The following is a 22,684-nucleotide window of genomic DNA, read 5'->3' on the forward strand; positions in this document are numbered from 1 at the left end:
AAAGTATGTCCTAAAACTGTCGTCAAGCTAGGTTTACTATTGGATCTTAAACGACTTGAAAGTTTCCACGGTTTTACTGAATTGGCATAAGGTCCGTTTTTATAAACGTTGTTATAAAGGTTGTTATAAAGGTTTTTTTTGCAGGTTCTGCGTTGACTAATTTGCGTCGAGCATTGATTGTTCAGGAAGTGTGTTTGTAAATCATTGGTAAATTAGACAGTGGGGAGGCGGCAACACGAACACATTGGTTAATGTTGCCTTTGACCCGTTATTGGGATATTTCTATTACAAATTCGGCTGTGCCAGGGCAACCGTTTGCGGGCGTATAGGTCGCCGTATAAGTCCCTGCTTGGTCTAACTGTAGATTTGATATTTGGATCTGGCGTTCTGAGCTACTAAACCCTTTTGGTCCAGACCAAGACCAAGTGCCACTGTGGGGTTGTGGCCCTAAATCAATCGTATCGCCTACTTTGACCGTTACCGAGGTGACTTTTTGCCAAGTCCCTTCGTTTACCCTTATATAAGGCGTTACAGTCGATGGCGTGCATTCTCCTTCAACAAGCTTTGTTTCAAAAACTGCGCTGCTACTGCATCCTAATGGCGTAGTTAACGTCGCCGTGTATTGTCCTTGCTGTGCTTCACTTGCATCAGCGAATGACAATTGACGAACTTCTATGGCTTTAAAGTCATTAGGACCAGTCCACTGCCAACGACCAACATCTGGTGACGTTGGGCCAATTTGAAAGGTATCACCGTTTCTATATTCAAGTTCGTAGGTCGATTGCCACTTTCCTGCAATGAACATTTTAGGTTCAATTGTTGGCGTGTCACTACAGGCTATATTCACATCAAACTCTAGTTTGGCACGGCACCCAGCGTCGCTCGTGAAGTGAGCGGTATATTGCCCAGCGTGTTTTAATTTCGCCGTTGCAATTGCTAAGTAATCCTGTGTTGCATCAATGTAACCCGGTCCTGTCCAATGCCAGTCCCCCGATGTTTGAGAAAGTGGAGTTATATTCAGTTTATCCCCTGTATTTAAATAGATGCTTGTTTGGCTGTCGACCCGGCTTTCTTGGTTTATTTGATACTCAAAACTGAGTTCAGGATCGACTTTACAATCTACAGCCAATTCAGTAGTGATTGCGCTAGTATTGCCATCGCTGTCACTAAAAGTTGCCTGATAATAACCCGCCATCTCAGGCGTAATATTAGACAGTTGAATATGAGCTTGATCGGCGCTGAAGATATTTGGACCATTCCAATGCCATGTGCCCGTTGCAGTCGATTTGGGTTCAAACTCAACGGAATCCCCCGCTTCAATAACAGCGACCGCTTGGTTATTCATCTCAGTAAATTCACTGTCGTCAGTTTTGACAAACTGAGTAAGAGGGTATTGCGGCTTAATGATAAATAGGTTGAGGCTGTTCAGGTCGATATCTGCCGTGAATTTACCGTCTTGTTGTAGCTCGATTGTCGATGCTAGGCCTTCAATCGCTGTAGATTCTTGCCAAACCCTGTGTTGAACCGTCATACCTGTTTTCAAATTGAGTTGGTCAATAACAAATTCAACTTCGTCTTGAGCGTCGTTTTGGTTGTTGATAACCCATAGGGCCAAACTATCACCTTTTATAAACGCCATCGTGCTTAAGGAATCAAGGTTGGTGGTTAACGTAGAAACATACTTACTGTCGACAGCATTGTTTGCAAAATGTTTCATCAGGTAATAAGAGCGCATTCTTCGGCCGTCGGTGCCTTTGTTAAAAAAGATCGGTTTTGCAAAATATTTGTTCGTTTGGATCTCATTATAACCACGAGGCCATAATTCAAAAATGGCTTCGCCTTGCAGGCCCGCGCTATACATCTCGGTTTTTGCCGCATAGGTGCCTAGTGCATAGTTAAAATCAGATTCATATATTGTCTGTCCACCACCGCCATGACCTGATTCTTCGTTATAGGCAAATTTTCCAGCGTCGTTGGCGGCTTGTATAAAATCACCCCAACTTTTTGTTTCCCCTGACCAGTAATTATGTGAACTGTACCCTGCAACATATTGGTTAATACCTTTTGCTTGGTAGTTACCAATGAGTTTAATGCCATTGCTTAACGACCAAGTACCAGCATCGATTATGAGTGGCATGGCAATATTTCTAGCGGTTAAGGCATCCTGCAACGTCTCTATCGCCACTTTTGCACGATCAACGGTAATCACCCCTACATATTCTTTTGATGTTGCTATATAGCTTACTGGCACGCCAGATTGCGACATATATTCAACATAATCGGCGAGAAAAAGGCCATACTTCACAGCGTCAAATGAACGGCTTCCGGTATTTTCTGAATCTAGGTAGGCATAATCGTAAATCCAAGTTGGTAGATTATTCCGATTCCCCTGGCTATAGCCGTGGTAATCTGACTCCAGTGTGGCAAAAAACTTTATATTGGGGTTTTCCAATTTTATCAATTGCATTGCTTTGACGGCATTATCGTAAATTGAAAAATCTTTAACGCCCTCAGTCATTTCTTGGTGTTTATCGTAAGCGACACGCCACGTATCAAATTTTATGTCTTTTGCGACCCAACGAATAACTTCTTGTTGATTGTCGACTTGTCCGAAGTTTCTATGACTGCGCTCCATGTCACCTCCCATCATAGAAATGGTTTGATTGATATTGGTGACATCCACCAAAATCCTTTTGGTTTCGCTTGTGCCGCCATTCTCTGAGCCGCCACCGGTATTAGATCCTCCGGTCTCGGTATTGTTTTGTTCATTTTGTTTTGTTGATGAATCTTCTCCGCCGCAGGATATTAAAAATAATATCAAAAGCATCCCTGTTAGTTTTTGTAATAGGTTCATGTAGTAGCCTTTTTTGTTTTTGTTTTTGTTTTTGTTTTTTTATTCAGTGCAGGCGATATGAAGTGCACTTGTTTTGAGTTCGATTTTGGACAATTAGTAAACAAACTTGCGACGTCGAAACCATAAAAAAATGGCAGATATATGCTAATTATCGTGATTAAAATTAAGGCATTTAGGATTGCTGGGCGCTCATTAGACTCCGCGCTAGATTAACGCGAAGCAAGCGGTGAAACTTAGGTGATATTGGAAATGGCATAAACTCGGAATAAAAGACTAAGTGGTCCTATATTCCGAGCTTTATGTCTAATCGTTAAAGAAATTGATGTGGTTAAAGTTCATTAACGAGCGTTTGTAAGTACTGCTTAAATGGTGCCTCATGAGCCGAAATATCACCAAAAGCGTCTTCAAATGTGGCTCTTAATGAAGGGCCAGACGACTTTGAATTTTTCGACGAAATTTCAGTTAAATACGCGGCGAGTTGGTTAGGATAATATTGATATAAATAACGGATTAAAAACGGATAATAGGTTTCCAATTGAGATTTTTCCAACCAAGGTAAACTTGAGCCAGTATACGACACGATTTTGTGAACATTAGGTGCATCTTCTCGGCTCAAAATAGTTTCGATTTTTTTCACCTGTTGTCGATTGTAGTTATTGGTATGTGGACCATATTCTTGGTTTCCCTTGCCGAACTGGAAACTGCTATATAAGCCTCGATAAGCCCATGTAGGTTTACCTTTAACCCGTTTCTCTAAACCGGTAATAAAGCCTGCTAGTCGAGTTCCATTGCGCGCTATTGCCGTACCAGGAAAGTTCTTACCATTTTGCTTCAAAACCAAAATGGCAATCTTGTTTCTTGCCCAGCGAGATTTTTGCATAAACAGTTGCTGTTGCTTTGGTGATTCAAAATAAACCGCCGTCATTTTTTCCTCAAGTTTTGCAGGAGCCATATCAATCGCAATGCTAAAGCTAAGCAGCGACTCATAGCTGTTTTCTAAAATTTTAGAGGCGTTTTTAGCGAATTTTTTAGACTTGCCTACAGCAACAAGAGTCCAGTGTGGTGACTCCACGATTTTTATTTCAGAGCCAAAACTTTGGCTCATTTTCTCTCGTACTTTTTCTGCCAATGGCGCTGATGGTAAACCTTTTGATAATAGCTGTGGTACAAATTGAGTACTATTGTGTCGCAGGTATAGCTTTTCATAACGAGTTTGATAGTCAGCCGTTTTTTCTTTATCTAACGCCAAACCTGCAACATCAGATAACGGTAAAATAAGCTCTTTAGCGTGTTTACCAAATTTATTTTCTTTAAGCTGAATTAAGTCGATATAAACGTTTTCTGCGTCTTTGTCTTTGCCAAGTTGTTTGAGGACAAAAGCGTAGTTTTCTGCAGCAGCAATGCGACTCGGGCTTTGCGCGTCGTACAAAACCTTACTAAGCTCATAAACTTTTTTACCGTGGGGCAAACTCGCTTGCAGGTCGCCAGCTTTGGCAAAATTAGAAAAATTGGTAAAAGCTTGTTGGAAATCTTGTTTGTCATCGGCAGTAGAAAAACCGCTGAAACCTAAAAAAAGGCCGATGGTCAGCGCTTTATATAGTGGTGTTTTTATTTTTGAAATAGTCATTTCTAACTCTTTATTAAGAATGAGCTAGCTTGTCAATATTCAACGTAACAACAGTAAAGTTGAAGTAACTTGTTGGTACCTTTCGTCATCTATATAAGGAACCTAAGAGGAGGTCATTTGCTTCTAGATTACGAGTGAAAGGTATAGAGAATTAACAAACACAGTCTCGATTAAACAAAAAAAAGGCAAGCATTAAATGCTTGCCTTATTATTAATGCTTACTGGAAGCGGTAACTCATACCAAGCGTAAATGTGCGGTCACTGTAGCTCGAACGATTCGTAAGTTGCGGATCGATATTGTAGCTATGTGAAACAGTCTTAAGTAGATTGTTGATGTTAAATTGAACCTTAAGATTTTTTGTAATCTTATAAGATGACGAGAAGTCAGCACGGACTACATCATCAAAGTACTTAGGCCAATTTAGTTCACCGGCATTGTAATATTCACTACGATAGTTACCCGCTAAACGCATATTTAATGGGCCTTTGTCGTAAAATATTGATATGTTTCCTGAGTGCTCCGACATGTTTGAAATCGGTAGCAGAACCGTATGGTCTAATAACTCAAATCCATTTGGAAGTGGGCCATCGTCACCTAGTGCAGCTAGCTGGTCAAAAATATCACGTTGACCGACAAAGTCAGTTGGAATTTCTTGGCCAACAAGGTTGACTGGAATGCCCTGCATGGTCGATAAATCAAGCTCTTCTTCAGTTGCAGAGTCGATAAATGTCGGCGCTGGACGAGTTCCTTCAGTATATGTGTAGTTTAAAGAGAAGCCTAAACCACTCCACGCACCTGGTAAAAAGTCTAACCACTGAGTATAACCTAACTCGATACCTTTACGTGTTGTACCTTCACCATTAAACGCACTGCGTATACGCCATAATTCAAAACCAGGTTGTGTTGATAAGTCTTCACCTAACAAGTAGCCGCCATTACCATCTTGGCCAATAACTTCACTTCCTGGTGTTGCAGGAACCGCTAAAATACCACGTTTTGTAACTAAGTCAGCTTGTACGTTGCGATAGAAGAACGCTAAGCTCGCCATGTTGCCTTTGCCCCAATAACGCTCAAAGCTTAAATCTACATTATCAGACGTTTGTGCTGTTAGTTCGATATTACCAATGTTAGTGCTACCAGAGCGGATACCTGGACAACTGTCAACGGTACCGTTGTAGTTGTTTTGTATTGCATATTGCTGCGCAATTTGAAGCTCTTGTTCAGCTTGAGTTAGATTCGGGTTTGGAACACCATAGTTATAAACTCCAAACGGGTCTTGTGGGTCAAAAACCGCACAACCTTGGAAGTTGTTTAACTGTGCTACTGGTAATAGTTTTCCTAACGCAGGTCTAACCATGGTTCTTGCGGCGGCTAAGCGCACTAAACCATAATCTTCATGTGCGAAGGCGATATTCATGCTAGGTAGATAGTTGTCGTAGGTATTTTCCAACTCTACTTTTGCTGGATTACCTTCGGCATCAAGGGCATTGTAAGTTTCAGAACTTACCTTTGTTCTTACTGCACGTACACCGATATTACCGCGGAATGTGACTGAGCTAGATACATCACCGTTGAAATTACCCATTACGTATAACGCAGTGGTGTCTTCTGTCATCGTATAGTTTTCACCTGGGCTTTCTTCGTAACCTTTGTCGTTAAAGCCAGAAATTTCATTCCATAAACTACGATTATCACGATACATGTCTAGGTCGAAAACGGTCCAAGTTGGCACATTACCGGCTTCACTATAAAAACCGTCATGTGTTCCGTTAATGCCAGGATAACGTTCTGCTAATTCAACCGCAGAGATTGGCTCTTCACACGCATCATGAATTGTTTCATCATAACTGTTCGCATGTGGTCCATCTGCGTTGTAAGCCCAACGTGGGTTACAAACGAAGCGGAAACGACTTGCGTTTTCCATTACGTCACGGGCAAAACGGCCACCAAATTCAATTGACTCAAGTACGCCATAGTCAACAAAATAGTCAAAATCGATTTTTGCAGCAGATGTGGTAGGTTCACGTATCCAGCCATCATCACGGAAGTTAGTAACACGCCATGAGCGTAAGTCATTCGGATCCATACCATTTGCTAAAGAAATACCAACCGTTCTAGGGTCCGTTAAATCAACACTCAAGTCAGTACCAGTTTGACGAATAGCGGTTGCCATGTCGGTACCTATTAAGCTTGGGTCATCAACGCGTAAACGGTGATCATTTTGAGTCGTAGGGTTACCATAATAACCATTGTAACCAACGGCGATATAATGACGTTCGTGATCTGACTTCGAGTGTGCAACTTCAGCTTGGATACCTAACGTATCAAAATCCCATTTACCTTTTAAAGCAATTGTAGTTTGAGTCGTGGTGTTGTGGTTCGCTTGGGCTGTACTTCGGTTTAAATTACCAATTGAGCTGTCAAATGCGGTTACTGGATAAACGGTGTCGATAACTCGGCCCATATTATCTGTACGTGTTACTGCTGTACCTGTTTCAACATTGCTGAACGCATATAAGGTACCGTCTTCGCCAAGTTCTTCTGCTGGTAATATCCAGTTTGTTTGAGAAGTAATTTGGAATACGTCTGATGTACCGTGGCTCAATGTATCGTTGTGAACGATATCTAATGTATAAGATGAGCTATCGTTTGGTGCCCATTGAAACGTCGCTGCAATCGCATTTTTTCTATTTTGATTATTACGGTCAATCAGTACATAGCTATTAGGGCGGTATACTGTCGCGTCATCCTCACCACATAGACCTTGTTGGTTGGTTGTTAAACCATTGTTGTCAGTACTGTACATTGGGCAATTGTTTCCCCAACTGGCAAGCCCAACAACATCACCACCACTGTGGTTGTCATTATGCGTTAAATTAATAAGCATACCAAAGTCACCGAAACTAGTGTCGCGCCAGCTATGTGTTCCGATAATATTTATATTTGGATAAACTTCGTCAACTTCATCACCATATTTGGCTTTAGCATTAACGTTTAAAAAGCTATTTTTAACGCTAAGAGGGCGCTTCGTTTTTAAGTTGATTGTCGCACCCAACGAGCCTTCTGTTAACGCGGCTGTTGGTGATTTGATTACTTCTAATGAGTCAATAAGTTCAGATGGAAAATCAGCAAGGTTAACGTCTCGAGAAGGGGCAGTACCTTCACCACCGGCAACACTTCGGCCGTTAAGTTCGATGCGGTTTTGGCTTACACCACGTACCTGGAAAGCACCAGCACTACCATTTTCGCCAAACAGGACCTGAACACCCGTTACACGTTGTAATGATTCAACAACGTTTTCATCGGGGAAGTTACCTACGTCTTCGGCGCTGATAACATCAATTACACTGTTTGCACTTCGTTTTAATTCGCTTGCTCTTAATAAGCTCGATCTAAGTCCTGTGACTTCGATGACCTCAATTTCGTCCTCAAGTTTTTTGGCTTTTTTCGACTTTTTAGCAACTTCAACTTCAGCTTCTGCGTCTTGTTGTTCAGCTGCTTGACCATAGGCTGGATAAATCGCTGCCAGAACCGAAACGGCCACTATCGTTGGTAAAGTTTTCCAAGGCTTTTTCATTGTTGACTCCGTTGTTATTTTGCTCACTAGTATTTTTATTTAATTGGCTAATGTCGCAATTTATTATTTTGGATTAACTGAAAGTGCAACGCAGTAATTTGTAACGTCACTCTTGTCGTTCTATATATAAACAAATCAAAATTAAAAACCCGTAAATAATTCATCAAAAAGCTTTGTTATTTACATAATGCATTAAAGTTGTTTTATATCAGCGTGTAACACGGTGTCGATTAACCACTTGAATTATATCGACAGCGGTATAGAACGGTACAGTTTTAATTAGGTATATATACAAAGGCCACCTACACTCGGTGTAAATGGCCTTTCATGTTTGTTGCTTTAATTGTTGGCATTAAGTTTAAGTGTATTCACTTTCATCTTAATCAACGAACCACTAACCGTCTGTGCTAGGCGTTAGTGGAATTGTAAAGCGGACATACTGTCCAGATAATATTGTCGCTTGAATGATGTTTTTATCATCATTAACCGAAATGTTAGCCGGAGTTTTATTGGTGCCACCGACGCCAAACGTTTGAATTGTAAATACGTCATCAGTCGCTGCTACATCGGTGACAGTTGTTGTTTCACCGTCCTGTAAACGCACCGCTACATGTTGGGATTCACCACTAACATTGGTGAACATTACATATAAAGTGTCACCATCTCTAAAGCTCGTGCCTCTGATATCTTGGCTATAAACTTCAGAGTCCACAACATTACCAGCTGTACTTAAAGAGAAATTATTCATGGCGTGGAATTTTGCATCAGTATTACCACCATTAAACCAACCAAATATTGCGGCATGGCGTTCAAATATAATTCGCTCTACACCAGCATTAATTGCCGCTAGAAGGCTGCCTATACCAGATACGAGCTTTTCGTTAGCATTGGCGCCACCATCAATCCATTTAGAAGATTCAGTAAACCAAAGTGGCGCACTGTCGTTTGTAGCCGCTGTATACATAGCGTCCCAATGTGCACTTTGTTCTCTAGAAGTTAGTGTATCTTCGTCATCAAAGTTTGCCGCGGCAACATCTAACTCAGCAGCAAGCGCAGTGTATATCTCGTCTGCGTCAGTTATATAACCTGATTCAGGTCCAACACGCTTAAGCGTACCGTCATCATCACTAGACATTGCAGTCCATAAGGCTTGATAATCAGAAGCACTTACGTCGTCTTGACTAAACGGTGCTAAATAATCAACTTTTGCCCCGGCTGTTTCTAAATCGGTTAACAGGGTATCTAAGTAAGTTGCATAGTCATTTAAGTCCAAACCATAAATGTTGTCTGGGCAAGTATCACCGCATTTTGCAATTGCAGTATATTTTGCTTCGCCTTCAAGTGACGTATTAATTTCAGACCAAGCGCCGGTTTTTTGAGATACAACAGCCATAATGCTCATGCCTTGTTCTTTGGCATAAACCGCAACTTCTTTAATTTGCTCATACACTGGATCTGTTAGAGGAAGAGTAGCGTGCACTGGGATACGAATAAACTCCATGCGCATCTTGTTTACCATGTGGGTAACAAGTTTTATACCTTGGCCCGTTGCAAACATTTGACCTACAACACCATCAATCGAGCTACCAAAATCAACGTGTTGCGCTTCTTGTTTTGGGAATACGTCAGCTACGATATCAACACCGTCAATAACTGGGATAACGCGCACGGTTTTTTTAACTTCGTCAGCTTCATTGCCGGCCACATCGGTAACATTATAAGTTAAGGTATAAACGCCAATAACGTTAGTATCTACCGTACCTGTAGTCACAATAGCACTTGTAATTGCGGCTTCTTCATCAACATTGTCTGTTGCTGTTACACCTGAATCAGTAAACGTCGTACCTTGGTGTATTGTAACGTCAGCTTCTGCAATCGCAATTACTGGAGCGATATCGTCCGGAACAGCTTCCTCAACGGTAACGGTTCTTGTAATTTCTGTTGCTACATTGCCAGCAGCGTCTGTTACGTTATAAGTCACTGTATAGACGCCTACAGTACTTGTATCAACTGTATTTACCACTGTGATTGCAGAGCTTATGTCGCCATCAACATTGTCTGTCGCGGTCGCGCCTTCATCCGTATAGTTTGTATCTTGACCAATTGTCATGTCGGTACCATTTAAGGTAAGAATTGGCAAAACTGTGTCTGGAACGGTTACGGTTCTGACTGCAACGGCCTCGTTACCGACTGAATCGCTAACGGTATACGTTACGGTGTAAACACCAACAACTGAGGTATCAACGGTACTTACTGAGGTGATTGCGCTGGTAACATCGCCGTCAACATTGTCGACTGCAGTTGCGCCTGCGTCGGTATAAGTATCAAAAATGGTAACTTCAATTTCATCACCGCCAGTAATTGAAATTTCCGGAGCTGAATAATCGACTGCACCTTCTGGTTGAAACACTTTTGTTTCATCATCCGAACCACACCCTGTAAGTGGTATCGTGATAAAACAACTTATTGCGAGAAGTTTGAATTTGTTCATCATACAATATCCTATATTTTATTATTGTTATCGAAGCATGAATAAAAACAAGCTCAACTGATAAAACCGTAAAAATAATCTATAAAAAAACAATTTTAATGTATTTTTACAGATAAAAAGTTTGTGTGTGGGCTTTGATTTTAATCGAAGGGAAAACAGGGGAAAACCAAGGTTTAGTCTTTTACGTAAGTTTACGCTGTTCGATAATCATTAAAAACTCCAATTAAAAGAAAGTTCTAGTCGTTTTTCTACGCATTCCTAATCTATCAAAATACAAAGCTTGAGGACATTTATGGTTAAAAACCACTAGAAACTTTCAATTAAATTTTTTTTAATGCGATTTTTTATTTAACCATTTCACAATAATAGTCGCACCTGGTGCAACAGGAACCGATAGGCTTGTACCGATGTTTGGCATGTCCCTAATATGTGAGAGACTTACAGCGTTTGGTGATGCCTTAGTATTGTCGTCAATAATTTTACCTGTATTGGATTGTAACGCCCAGACCTCTGCTTTAGTTCCAGGTGCGATATCGACATCTTTTATATTTATTTGAGCCGTCGTTGTTTTTGTCTCAGAGGTATTTGTTAACACTACGGCAAAGTTGTTTTTATCTTTGTCAAAACTAGCAGAGGCTAAAATTGCCGGAAATGAGCGTTGTTCATAATGATTCGGCTTACCTGTAACCGACACTTCAACAAAATTGTCGAACATATGTTTGGAAAATACTTCGATTGGCAGAGCGTGAGGACGAATAATACCGTCGTCAGTGACCATTGGCGTATCATTATTCAAAAATAAAGAATGTCCCAACATAGCGGCAACGTCATTACTATGGTTATTAATAACCGTATGCATTATTGCGATTTGGTTAATGTGGTTTTTTGTGTCGTATTCGGTTAGCCAAATTTTCTGGTCCTCTATAGATAACGCGGGGTTAGGGTACTTTTTATACCAAGACATCATTTCATCAATTTTGTGGCTGATATCAATACCGGATAATAAAGAAGGCATAAACTTTTGATGACCACCTCTTTTTAACATATTTGGGTAGTAGTGTTTGGTTAGCCCATCAAAAGGCAAGTTTGCTTTTGCCATTTGCGCGACAAATGATTCTTTTTCAAAACAAGATAGGATCTGAATTGTTGGGTCGACGTCTTTCATCTTTTGATAGTAATCAATAAAACCGGGTTGTCTGCCAGAAAGGTAATCTAAAACAACGTATTGATCTGCGTCGGGGATACGTCCTTGTTGGCCATTACCAAAGGTGATTTTTCCAGATCTCGGTTCCAATACAAAATGTTTATCGGACGCTGTCGACTGGGTGAAATTATCAACACGTTGCCATTTATATCCATTGATTGTCAGCACAAAAGGCTGATCTGGATTAGATAAACTTACGGGGGCAAATTTTACAAAAAGGTTTTGATTAGGTTTACCATTTGTTTTGATTTTTGGCCCTTTCCAGGTGGATTGCGCAGCGGCTCTTTGTTGCTTAAAGTACTTAGTCCCACCATAAATATAGCGTTTGGCATCACCAAAAGGCAACATGCCATTGGTGCCTGACGCAGTGTCTTTTTGCACATTGGCTGCACCGCGTTTAGCGTCCAATTCGTATGGATAAGACCCCCAGTTTAATTCCCAGTTCCCGTAAACTTCGTTGCCTATTTCCCAATATTTTATGCCATAGGGCTTAGGGTGACCATTTTTAGCACGTTCAGCTGCCCAATCTTTGCCACCATTTGGATTGGCACCAACTTCGGCATTCATGTATTCCACCCAGTCTGCTGCGTCTTGTGGGGTTTCGTATCCCCAGGCGACCATGATCACGCCATGTTTAAATGGGGTTTTTTCTAACATTCGACCAAATTCATCAGAGCCAAATTCATTGGTTCGACTTCCTCGGTTATTGCCACTTACATTATCTATTCGGTCTTTTAAAGGCCCTATGGCTCGTTTCCATTTATATAGATTTGCTTCTGAACCGCCTGGAAAACGATAAGATTGAATACCGAGTTTCTCGATCGCTTCCATTTCAATTGGATCATATTCGCCTTGGGCTGTTAATAATCCTTGGCCCCCTTTAGGGTAAATATTGTTTCCGCCATAATACAAAGGGTTTTGACTACCAATGACTTTAGATAAGTCGACATCAACGATTACCTTGTCGTTGGCCATGCTTAATGTTGGTAAAATTGTGGCCAATATCGCCACCGAAATAAATTTTTTGCAAGAGTACGTCATTAATTACCTCTGACTTATTTGAAGTATTAATAACATGTAATCTCCCTGAATTCCGTAAATAAATTAGACACAGCGTGATCCCACAAACATCATCAAAACGCGTCTAAATTCAGTGAACTAAATGGATAAACGTAAGTTTTTGTAACTATTTTTGCGGTTTTTCTTAATAGGCTTTGTTTATATGTCACCAAGTTAAAAAAATAAATAAGACTATGAACAACGTAAAATTATCGAAATTGACGACTGGTGTTTTCTTGTTATTTACGGTCAATATCGCCTGCGCTAAAAGCCCTGAGTGGTTGGACCCTGAAGTTTTTCAGGTAAACAAGGAACCTGTACGGTCGAGTTTTTATGCTTATACAGATAAAAACGACATTAATCTAACGACTCCTTATCAGGCTGATAACTATCAGTTGTTAAATGGCCAATGGAAATTTAACTGGGTTAATCTTCGTGATGAGCGTCCAAAAGATTTCTATCAAGTGGACTTTGATGACTCGGGTTGGATTGACTTCCCAGTGCCGGCTAACTGGCAAATGAACTCTGAGAATAAACGATTTGGCATTGCCAATTACTTAAATCATCCGTGTACGGTTCCTAAGGTGACACCACCTGCGACACCTGATGCTTCTACGCCAGTAGGTTCTTATCGTAAAGAGTTTACCATTCCTGCTTCGTGGGGCGATCGTCAACAGTATATCCATTTAGCCGGGGTTAACTCTGCTTATTATATCTGGGTTAACGGTAAAAAAGTCGGTTACGCTGAAGATACAAAAACGGGTTCTGACTTCGATATTACTCCTTATACAAAAGTCGGTAAAAATACCGTTGCTCTAGAAGTGCACCGTTTTTCTGACGCGACATATTTTGAATGCCAAGACATGTGGCGTGTAAGCGGGATTGAGCGCGACGTGTTCGTATATTCGACACCTAAAACCCATATTAAAGATTATTTTGTTGATTCGACATTAACCGACGACTACAAACACGGTGTCTTTAATTTCAGTGCAAAAATTAAAAATAACGCCACATCTGCAAAATCGGCCTATAAAGTAAAAGTTGAATTGTTAGACGATGATAACGATAGTGTTATTAAGAAAGTGCTTGATGTAAACCCAATTGCGGCAAATCAAACTTCAGAAGTAACCTTCTCTAAAGTTGTTAAGAAAGCAAAGCAATGGAGTGCAGAACTTCCAAATCTATATACGCTAAACTTAACGTTACTTGATGACAAAGGAATGGAAATCGAGTTTGTAGAAGCTCGCGTTGGTTTTAGACGCAGTGAATTAAAAAATGGCACTATCTTAGTAAATGGTAAGCCAATTAAATTTAAAGGTGTCAATCGTCACGAACACGATCCGGTTAGTGGTCATGTTATTTCTCGTGAGTCGATGCGTAAAGACATTGAAATGATGAAACGTGCGAACGTTAACGCGATTCGTAATTCTCATTATCCAAGTGACCCATATTTGTATCACCTTGCTGATGAATATGGCATGTATATCTTAGATGAAGCAAACATTGAGTCTCACGGGCTAGGGGCGTCTAACCAGGCGCCTTACAATCCTAAAAAACACATCGTAAATAAACCAGAATGGACGGGCGCTTACCTTTATCGTGTTGAAAACATGTATGAACGTAGCAAAAACCACGCGTCTGTAGTGATGTTTTCTACCGGTAATGAAACTGGCGATGGCCGAAACATTGAAGCTGGATACGATTGGTTAAAATCTAAAGGCACAAGACCTGTTATTGTTGAACAAGCGCAACAACGTCGTCATACCGATGCTTATGGCCAAATGTATGCAAGCGTTCCGCGTGTTGAATACTACATTAAAAATACGGTAACAACTGACCAACGCCCTCTGATCCTAATTGAGTATGAACATTTGATGGGGAACTCTGGCGGTAACCTTAAAGAATATTGGGACTTGTTTTATTCTCATGATTCGTTACAAGGTGGATTTATTTGGGATTGGGTTGACCAAACTTGGGCATTAAAAGACGAAAAAGGGCAAGCGTTCTGGGGTTACGGTGGTGACATTGAACCTGAAGGAACTCGCAATGATGCCAGCTTCTCTGCTAACGGCATGGTTTACGCTGATCGCACGCCATACCCTTATTATTTTGAAGTTAAAAAAGTATACCAAAACATCGATATCGATTGGCACGATATGGAAGATGAAGAAATAAAAGTCTTCAATAAAAACTATTTCCGTGATTTGTCGAACCGTACTTTACGCTGGCAGTTATTAGAAAACGGAGTTGTTGTCGCTCAAGACGATGGCTTTGATCTAGACGCTAAACCGTTCAAATCTGAAAAAGTCGACCTTGATTTTGATTATGATCTGAAAAAAGGTGCTGAGTACTTTGTTAATTTAGAAATTGTTAATACGAAACCAGAAGGCATTTTACCAGCTGGAACGTTATTAGCGTCAGAGCAATTAGCATTTGCTAAAACGCCAAAAATTACGCCTAAATTAGACGTCACTAATGACGCTCTTAAAGTCAGTGTGAACGAAAAAGTACTCACCGTAACCGGTGACACGTTTGCTGTATCATTTGATAAAAATAATGGCAGCATCAGTTCACTTATTTACCATGGCAAAGAACAGTTTTTACAAAGCTCGACTCCGGACTTCTGGCGTGCGCCTACAGACAACGACTTTGGTGATGGGATGCCGAAAGAAAGTCTTGTATGGCACAAAGCTGCTGAAGGGATCTTCAACAACAGCTTTACTTATAAAATGTCAGGACAAGATGTCATCGTTGAGTTAGAACAATCAATTCCAGCGGTCGAGTCTCGTCAAAAGGTCACTTACACTGTGTCACCTTCAGGTGAAATTCAGGTAAATAACTGGTTTTATGCAGCTGAGCATAAAAAACACCCAGAGATGCCTCGTCTTGGTATGAAGTTCACATTTGATAAATCGATGGACAAAGTTCAGTGGTACGGCCGTGGTCCGATAGAAAACTATTGGGATAGAAAAGAAGCAGCTTACGTTGGTTTGTATGAAGCAACAGTTGATGAGCTATTCACACCATATGTTCGTCCGCAGGAAAGTGGTCATAGAACAGACGTGCGTCATGTCGCTTTATTTAATGACAAAGGTGAAGGGGTTGAGTTTGTATCCGACTATACGATGGGCTTTAATGCGTCGCATTATGACATCAGTGAGTTTTGGTATAAAAAAATGAAGCCACTACGTCAACATCCAAGTGATTTAGTAAAATCGGATTACGTATTTGTTAATATCGATCACCGTCAACGCGGTGTGGGTGGCACCGATTCGTGGCGCTCTACGCCATTGTTTGACTACCAAATACTGTGGGGCGACTACCAATACTCGTTCAGGATCAGACCGATTACCAAATAATAATCGTTTCTAAAGTGCGCTTAAAGCGCACTTTATTTCTAGATTAATTGATTAAGAATAGTTGTAAAAGCAACAAGAATTGAGGAAACAATCAAATGGATAGACGACAGTTAATTAAATATATGGGCTATGGCGCCGGATCATTATTGGCAGCGCCCTTGTTTTCTTGCTCATCTAATGTAAATCCAACGTCGACTCCGGGTTATTTAAACGGGTTTAGCAACACCTTTAGCAACGATCCTAAGCAAGCGAATTTAGAATGGTTTAAAGCCGCTAAATTTGGCATGTTTATTCATTACGGATTGTATTCTTTATTAGGTCGCGGTGAGTGGGTTCAAATTAAAGAGAAAATTCCAGTACTTGAATACCAAAAATTGAAAGACCGTTTTACCGCTGAGAAATTTGACGCCGATTTCATTACTGACTTGGCGTTGCAGGCGGAAATGAAATATATCAATATCACAACGCGTCATCACGATAGTTTCTGCTTATGGAATACCAAAACGACTGACTTTAACAGCGTTAACTCTCCAGCTAGACGCGACTTAGTTGAAGAACTAGCAACAGCTTGTGATAAAAAAGGTCTTGGACTGAGTTTGTATTTTTCCCATGGCCGTGACTGGCGTCACCCTCATGCGGCAAATAATGATAAATGGGGTGGGCATGCTCGTCCACTTTATGACCCGCAGGAGCAATACTATAAATATGGTAAAGAGCATGACCTCAATATTTACATTGAATACATGCACGAACAACTTCGCGAGTTATTAACAAATTACGGCACAATTGCAAACATTTGGTTAGACGGTCACGCGGTTCCAAAAAGCGGTCAAACTGAACTGTTTAGAATGGAAGAAACCTATGACTTAATCCGTAAGTTGCAGCCACAAACGCTGATTTCATACAAAACGGGTTACTTAGGAACAGAAGATTTTTATGCGCCGGAAATTCATTGGTTGCAAAACCGTCCAGAAGTCACAAAACAAATGTTGGAATCTGGCAAGCATATTGAAATTTGTGCCCATATTGCAGGCTGGGGATACACCAAAAAACACGATGGAAAACACCCAGGCGTTAACGCGATTTTAGATAAACTAAAAGTAGCCAAAGAACACAATAATGGTAACTTATTGTTAAACCTTGCACCTCGTCCAAATGGCGAATTTGATAAACAAGATATCGCTTCACTACAACAAGTGGGTGAGTATATTCGTAAACACGGTTTTTAACCTTTCCCAACCTTTTAAAGGCAAAGTTGTAAATACTTTGCTTTTTTTTTGAAATTTTTTAATCATTTAATGTTCTGATTTTAAACAAGAAAAGACTTGGATGCCGCGCAAGAAGACAAAACAAAATGAAAAAACCGTAAAAAAAATTAAATTATTTTTACGGTTTTTTTATGGTGCGTATGTTATCAATTTAGCAGTGCTAAAAATTGGCAACTAGATAAGCTAGAAATCAGTTTTTTGAATGCGCAACAGGGTAAGTCCGAAAAAATAATAAAATTCAATGATAAAAAGTAGCCTAAATTTACGGCTTTTGATATCGGACTTTGTTTTTAATAGTACCTAACGGGTATCTCCAAACGCTATTTCATTAGGTTTGGAAACTTGGGGGAGTGTCTGTTTTGACGAGAAGCAGCAGTAGAGAAAGTGGTTGGACAAAACTAACCAGCGTATTTATCGAGAACAACCTGTTTCTGCGCAATTATCTAAAACGATTTTTGCACAGTGAACAAGATATTGAGGATGTTGTTCAAGAGGTGTATATCAAAGCAGCTAAAGCGGAAAGTGAACGCACAGAAGAGCTGGAACACCCAAAAGCGTTTTTATTTACTATTGCTAAGAACTTAGCGATTAATGAGTTAAACCATAAGTCGCATAAACGGACAAGTTATATACAAGATTGCATGGATCACATTAATGAAGATGAAGCACATAGTGCGGAGGCTGAAAATGTCGCCATGGAGTCATTAGGAATTCATTGTGAAGCAATATCAAATTTACCTGAAAAGGGGCGGTTGGTGTATTTATTAAAAAGGGTGCATGGCTTGAAGCACCAAGAAATCGCTGATCGATTGCAGATTTCACTCAGCAGTGTTGAAAAACATTTGAGTATGGCATTGGTTTATTGCAGTGAGTATATTAGAAAACAGGACGTCGATACTCCGATTAGAGATCGAAAAAGTCCATTAAAGCAAGTTCGAGGAAATGAATAATGGTTAAGAAAATCGTTGAATTTCCTGATCAAAATGTGATTGAGCAGGAAGCCGCCGAATGGTTGGTCGCGTTGGATCGCGATGAAAAACCAAGCGCAAAATTGTTGGCTGACTTAACTGACTGGATGGCGCGTAGTAAAGCACACCGCGGCACGTTAATTAAGCTAAATCAATTTATGTCTGATACGTCGCTAACTGATCTAATGGTTCCATTGGAGCATACGGCGCACCAGACAGCGTCTAGTCCTGTGGTAGAAAAAACTTCTTGGTTTGACAAGTTGTTTGCTTGGCCTGTAATGGGTGGCGCATTGGCGAGTTTTGTTGGGGTCATGATGATAGTCTTTATGACAACTCAAACCCCAACTGAGCAGCACCCATATGCAGACACTAATGGCACTTTTATATCTGCTTTAGGTCAACAGCGTAACTTTACCTTGGCCGACGGTTCGGTTATTACGTTAAATTCTAATAGTAAAGTTAATGTCAGCTTTGATGAAAGCACGCGAGATATCCAATTGGTACGTGGTCAAGCACACTTTGACGTTGCTCATGACAAGCAGATCCCGTTTCGAGTATATGGTGCTCAAGGTCGTGTTGAAGCGGTTGGTACAGCATTTACTGTAAAAGTAAAAGAACAATCGTTAGACGTGTTAGTCACCGAAGGTACAGTCGCAGTTGCTTCAACAGGTAACCCACAATCGTCAGATTTGATTGAAAATATTGAACCAAATTTGGTTGAACTGGGATTATTAACAGCCGGTAAACGAGTTGTAGTAAATACAGTCGCAGAGATTGCTCAGTCATTAAGCGCTGTTAAAGACGCACTTAATGTTGATATTGCCGACATGTCTCGTATGCAAGCATGGCGCGACGGTATGTTAGTCTTTTCTGGTGAAACGCTTGAATATGCCGTCGATGAAATCCGCAACCTAACCGGTTATAAGATTAAGATCGTGGACAGTGAATTAAAATCAATCAAAGTTGCTGGTAGTTTCCAAACTGACGATATTGATTCTATTTTCGCTTCATTGGAGTCTAACTTCCCAATCAGGGTTGCAAAAGTTGGATATCAACAAATAGAGATCATGGCGGCCGACTAATACGCCATTACCGAAGAATGGAAGTCACCCTAATATTTATGTTAGTCGTGACTTCTTTTTTTTTGGCTTTTGGGATATTGTGTGCAACTGCTTTGATCAATGTGTAGTTCAGATTTATTTTGACTTTTTCAATTCAAACCCAAGCTATTTTTCTAGTCTGCGCTGTTCTATACAGCCAAGTTAGCGTTGCTGAAGACGTTCAACCTAAATCATCTATTAATATTCCCGCTTCAAATTTAGTCGATGCCTTAAATAGCTTTGCGAAACAAACGAATCGCGCATTAATTTACCCTTATCATTTAGCAAGCTCACTTTACGTCGACGGCCTCCAGGGCGAATTCAGCGCATCACAAGCATTACAACAATTACTGAAAGACACCCCTCTAAAAGGAACCGTGCGGCCTAGTGGTGTCATCCAGATCACTAAGATTCAACCTGTAGTCGTTGAGGAAAAAGCGCCAGTGGTACTCAAAGGTGAAGTTGAGATTTCACCGGTAGTTGAGGAAATAGAAGTTATCGTCGTTGAAGGTAAAATGTTCGCGATGGACAAGTCGGCCAATTTTAAACGGTTTTCTGATTCTCAAACAGAGCAAATTAGCCAGTCTCAGATTAATCAAATCGCCAAAAGCAATGCCGCAGACGTCGTGCGAAATGTGCCCAGCATATCAACCGATAAAATTTACGGTGGTGGAACCCATGTTTCTGTACGGGGGTTTGGAGCAGAATTTAATAACGTCCTTTATAATGGCCGTGTTATCGCGACGGAAAATCAAGGACGTGAGTTTAGTTTTGATGTGCTTTCCTCAGATGTTATCGAACGGGTCAATGTATATAAATCTCCGTCAACCGACTTAATAGCCGGAAGTATTGGCGCCACGATTAACTTAGTCAGTCCCATGCCCGGTTCTCACTTAGGAACGTATTCTAAGTCAGCGGTAAAACTAGGTTACAGTGAACTTTCCGGTGAGTACTTTCCTGAAATATCCCAGTTATTTAGTTATAACAATGGTGACTACGGTGCGCTAATCTCCATTCAATACCACGAAAAAGATTATCGGTTAGAGTCGGTCAACACAGACGGTTGGATCCCTGTCGATTTGTCTTACTTAGAAGGGCAGAATGATGACTATTCTCGTGTTTACGTGCCGAGGAATTATGATTTTCGTATAGATGAAGGTAAGGAATCGCGTATTGGAGGAAATGTCGTTTTACAGGCGAGCATTACCGATAAAACCCTTTTGACGGCAGACTTATTGTATTCAAAATATGAAGTCGATTCTCATATAAAGTCTTCAGGTAATTGGACTCATGTAAATCCAATTGGTGTTGAGTCAACGTTAGGCGAGTCGTTTCAAAGTGTTCAAGTAGATAATCACAATACGTTGCTAGGTTATCGATATAGAGAAGATGGGGACTTTGCAACCGACTTTGTTGAGCTCAATCGAAACCGACCAACCTCTACTATCCAAATGGGGTTGAACCTTCAACATTTGTTGTCCGATGCGATAGAGTTAACGTTAGATACATCTTACTCAGCTGCCGAAAATAACAATGGTGGTAAACAGCAATTTATTATCGCCGGCGTGCCATTTGCGAATCCGGTTTATCAATTTATCCCCGGTGCTAATTATGCCGAGCTAAGTTATGACCGTGAATTTGGTATCGAAGATATTCGAAGCCATGGCACTATATTTAATGGTGAAAATGTTAAAGATGAAATTTTTCAGACTCGTTTAGACTTACATTGGTTTCCAGACTTTAAATGGTTTAAACAGTTTGATATGGGAATATACCAATCGGCCAGAACCAAGCAAAGAGATGGCTTTCGTTCTCCAAATGGTTGGGAGTTTGCGGGTTATGTGTTTGACATACCGGACGAAATTTTTAGCCCTTTTAATGCGTCAGATTTCATTGATGGCGGCAACCCCACAGATTGGTATTCATTTGACGCTCAAGAGTACGTTGATTACCTATGGTCGGATGAACATATTCAAACGGAAATCATTGACAAAGATCACCCTTTAGCAGATTCGATTTGGGCACTAAAACAAGCAGGTGGTGTAGAACCAGTGCATTACCCTAGCAAATCTTGGCAGGTGGAAGAGCAGTTAATAGAAGGTTATGTCAGTGTCAAATTCCAAGGCGAATCTGCAATGGGAGACTGGAGCGGTAATCTTGGGGTTCGATTTGCCAATACAAAGGTTTTGTCAGAAGGAAATCAGCAGGCCATTAGAAGCATTGAAACAATTGAAGGGGATCCGACAAACTTAATTATGAGTTTTAGTTCTGCTAGTGACATCAGCGAAACTCATAGCTATTCAGAGGTTTTACCATCGTTTAATGTAAAACTGGCTCTATCTGAGCAAAATGTCGTGAGTTTAGGGTTGTCCAAAACGATGACAAGACCAACCCTAAGTGACTTATCAATTACACTTGGCAATTATATTTCAAGGGTCGGAGCAAGTATCGCATTTCAAGGTGATGCATACTTAGAGCCTACCTTGTCGAACAACATTGATATCAACTGGAACTATTACTGGGATGCCTATTCGGTATTTGAAATAGCTTACTTTTACAAAGACTTCTCCAATTATTTGTCGAGTAAGGCAGAGTATAGAACCCTACATGATTCGCAGTTTGGAGAATATCTTATTATTTCTCCTACAAATATTGCGGATGAAACCGTCAGCGGTTGGGAGCTCAATGTCGTCAGTAAATTTCATATGTTACCTGGACTATTGCAGGGGCTCGGAGGTCGTTTTAGATATACAGATGTTGAAACCACTGAGCATTTACATGAGCAAAGTAATACGGCGATTCCGGCAATTGAAGGGGCTGCAGACTCTTACGTTGCGGCATTGTTTTACGATTTAGATAATATAAATTTTAATTTAAGCCTATTCCATCGAGACAGTTTTTTGCAGTCCCGCATCGGGTTGCTAGGCGACGTCGTTATGGTTGCAGCAAGAGATCAATTTGATTTTGGAATGAGTTACAAATATGGCAATATCAATGTGTCATTTGACATCTTAAACCTGACTAACGAGCCAGTACGTTCCTACTCTGTCTATGAAGAGCGCCTGATCAATTATATCAACAGTGGTAGTGATTATTCCCTCTCTATGAGTGTTGAGTTTTAACCCGATCTTTGGCTCGAATTCAATCGCACATCCCGCGGACTGAATAAAGTGCTT

General features: G+C 40.6%; 10 protein-coding genes. 5 read left to right on the forward strand and 5 right to left on the reverse strand.

All coding sequences use genetic code 11. The annotated features are described in order from the left end of the window. Nucleotides 1-268: 268 nt before the first annotated feature. The 5 genes from KO525_RS13700 to KO525_RS13720 all read right to left on the reverse strand — a co-directional run bounded on the left by KO525_RS13700 (nucleotide 269) and on the right by KO525_RS13720 (nucleotide 12,795). Complete coding sequence (locus tag KO525_RS13700) at nucleotides 269-2,854, reverse strand: immunoglobulin domain-containing protein (RefSeq protein WP_215964396.1); 2,586 nt, start codon at nucleotides 2,852-2,854, stop codon at nucleotides 269-271. A gap of 328 nt (nucleotides 2,855-3,182) precedes the next feature. After that, nucleotides 3,183-4,481 (reverse strand): tetratricopeptide repeat protein, encoded by a 1,299-nt coding sequence (locus KO525_RS13705; RefSeq protein WP_215964397.1) that lies wholly within the window; start codon nucleotides 4,479-4,481, stop codon nucleotides 3,183-3,185. 218 nt (nucleotides 4,482-4,699) lie between these two features. Further along, on the reverse strand, nucleotides 4,700-8,059 hold the full coding sequence (locus KO525_RS13710) for a TonB-dependent receptor (protein ID WP_215964398.1): 3,360 nt from the start codon (nucleotides 8,057-8,059) through the stop codon (nucleotides 4,700-4,702). Between the two features lie 394 nt (nucleotides 8,060-8,453). Continuing rightward, complete coding sequence (locus tag KO525_RS13715) at nucleotides 8,454-10,553, reverse strand: DUF5011 domain-containing protein (protein WP_215964399.1); 2,100 nt, start codon at nucleotides 10,551-10,553, stop codon at nucleotides 8,454-8,456. A 328-nt stretch (nucleotides 10,554-10,881) separates the two neighbouring features. Further along, nucleotides 10,882-12,795, reverse strand: coding sequence for a hypothetical protein (locus KO525_RS13720; RefSeq protein WP_252736689.1), 1,914 nt, complete (start codon nucleotides 12,793-12,795; stop codon nucleotides 10,882-10,884). 212 nt (nucleotides 12,796-13,007) lie between these two features. Here KO525_RS13720 and KO525_RS13725 point away from each other — a divergent pair, with 212 nt between their 5' ends. The 5 genes from KO525_RS13725 to KO525_RS13745 all read left to right on the forward strand — a co-directional run bounded on the left by KO525_RS13725 (nucleotide 13,008) and on the right by KO525_RS13745 (nucleotide 22,630). Further along, nucleotides 13,008-16,172 carry a glycoside hydrolase family 2 TIM barrel-domain containing protein gene (locus KO525_RS13725; protein ID WP_215964400.1) on the forward strand — a complete coding sequence of 1,055 codons (3,165 nt, stop codon included), beginning with the start codon at nucleotides 13,008-13,010 and terminating at the stop codon, nucleotides 16,170-16,172. A gap of 95 nt (nucleotides 16,173-16,267) precedes the next feature. After that, on the forward strand, nucleotides 16,268-17,401 hold the full coding sequence (locus KO525_RS13730; protein ID WP_215964401.1) for an alpha-L-fucosidase: 1,134 nt from the start codon (nucleotides 16,268-16,270) through the stop codon (nucleotides 17,399-17,401). Between the two features lie 389 nt (nucleotides 17,402-17,790). Then, complete coding sequence (locus tag KO525_RS13735; RefSeq protein ID WP_215964402.1) at nucleotides 17,791-18,390, forward strand: RNA polymerase sigma factor; 600 nt, start codon at nucleotides 17,791-17,793, stop codon at nucleotides 18,388-18,390. Then, nucleotides 18,390-19,490, forward strand: coding sequence for a FecR domain-containing protein (locus KO525_RS13740; protein ID WP_215964403.1), 1,101 nt, complete (start codon nucleotides 18,390-18,392; stop codon nucleotides 19,488-19,490). Before KO525_RS13735 ends, KO525_RS13740 begins: the two co-directional genes overlap by 1 nt. A gap of 119 nt (nucleotides 19,491-19,609) precedes the next feature. Beyond that, nucleotides 19,610-22,630: a TonB-dependent receptor gene (locus KO525_RS13745; protein WP_215964404.1), complete on the forward strand. Its 3,021-nt coding sequence runs from the start codon at nucleotides 19,610-19,612 to the stop codon at nucleotides 22,628-22,630. Nucleotides 22,631-22,684 lie beyond the last annotated feature (54 nt).

Source organism: Psychrosphaera sp. B3R10, from assembly GCF_018861025.1.
GTDB lineage: Bacteria > Pseudomonadota > Gammaproteobacteria > Enterobacterales > Alteromonadaceae > Psychrosphaera > Psychrosphaera algicola.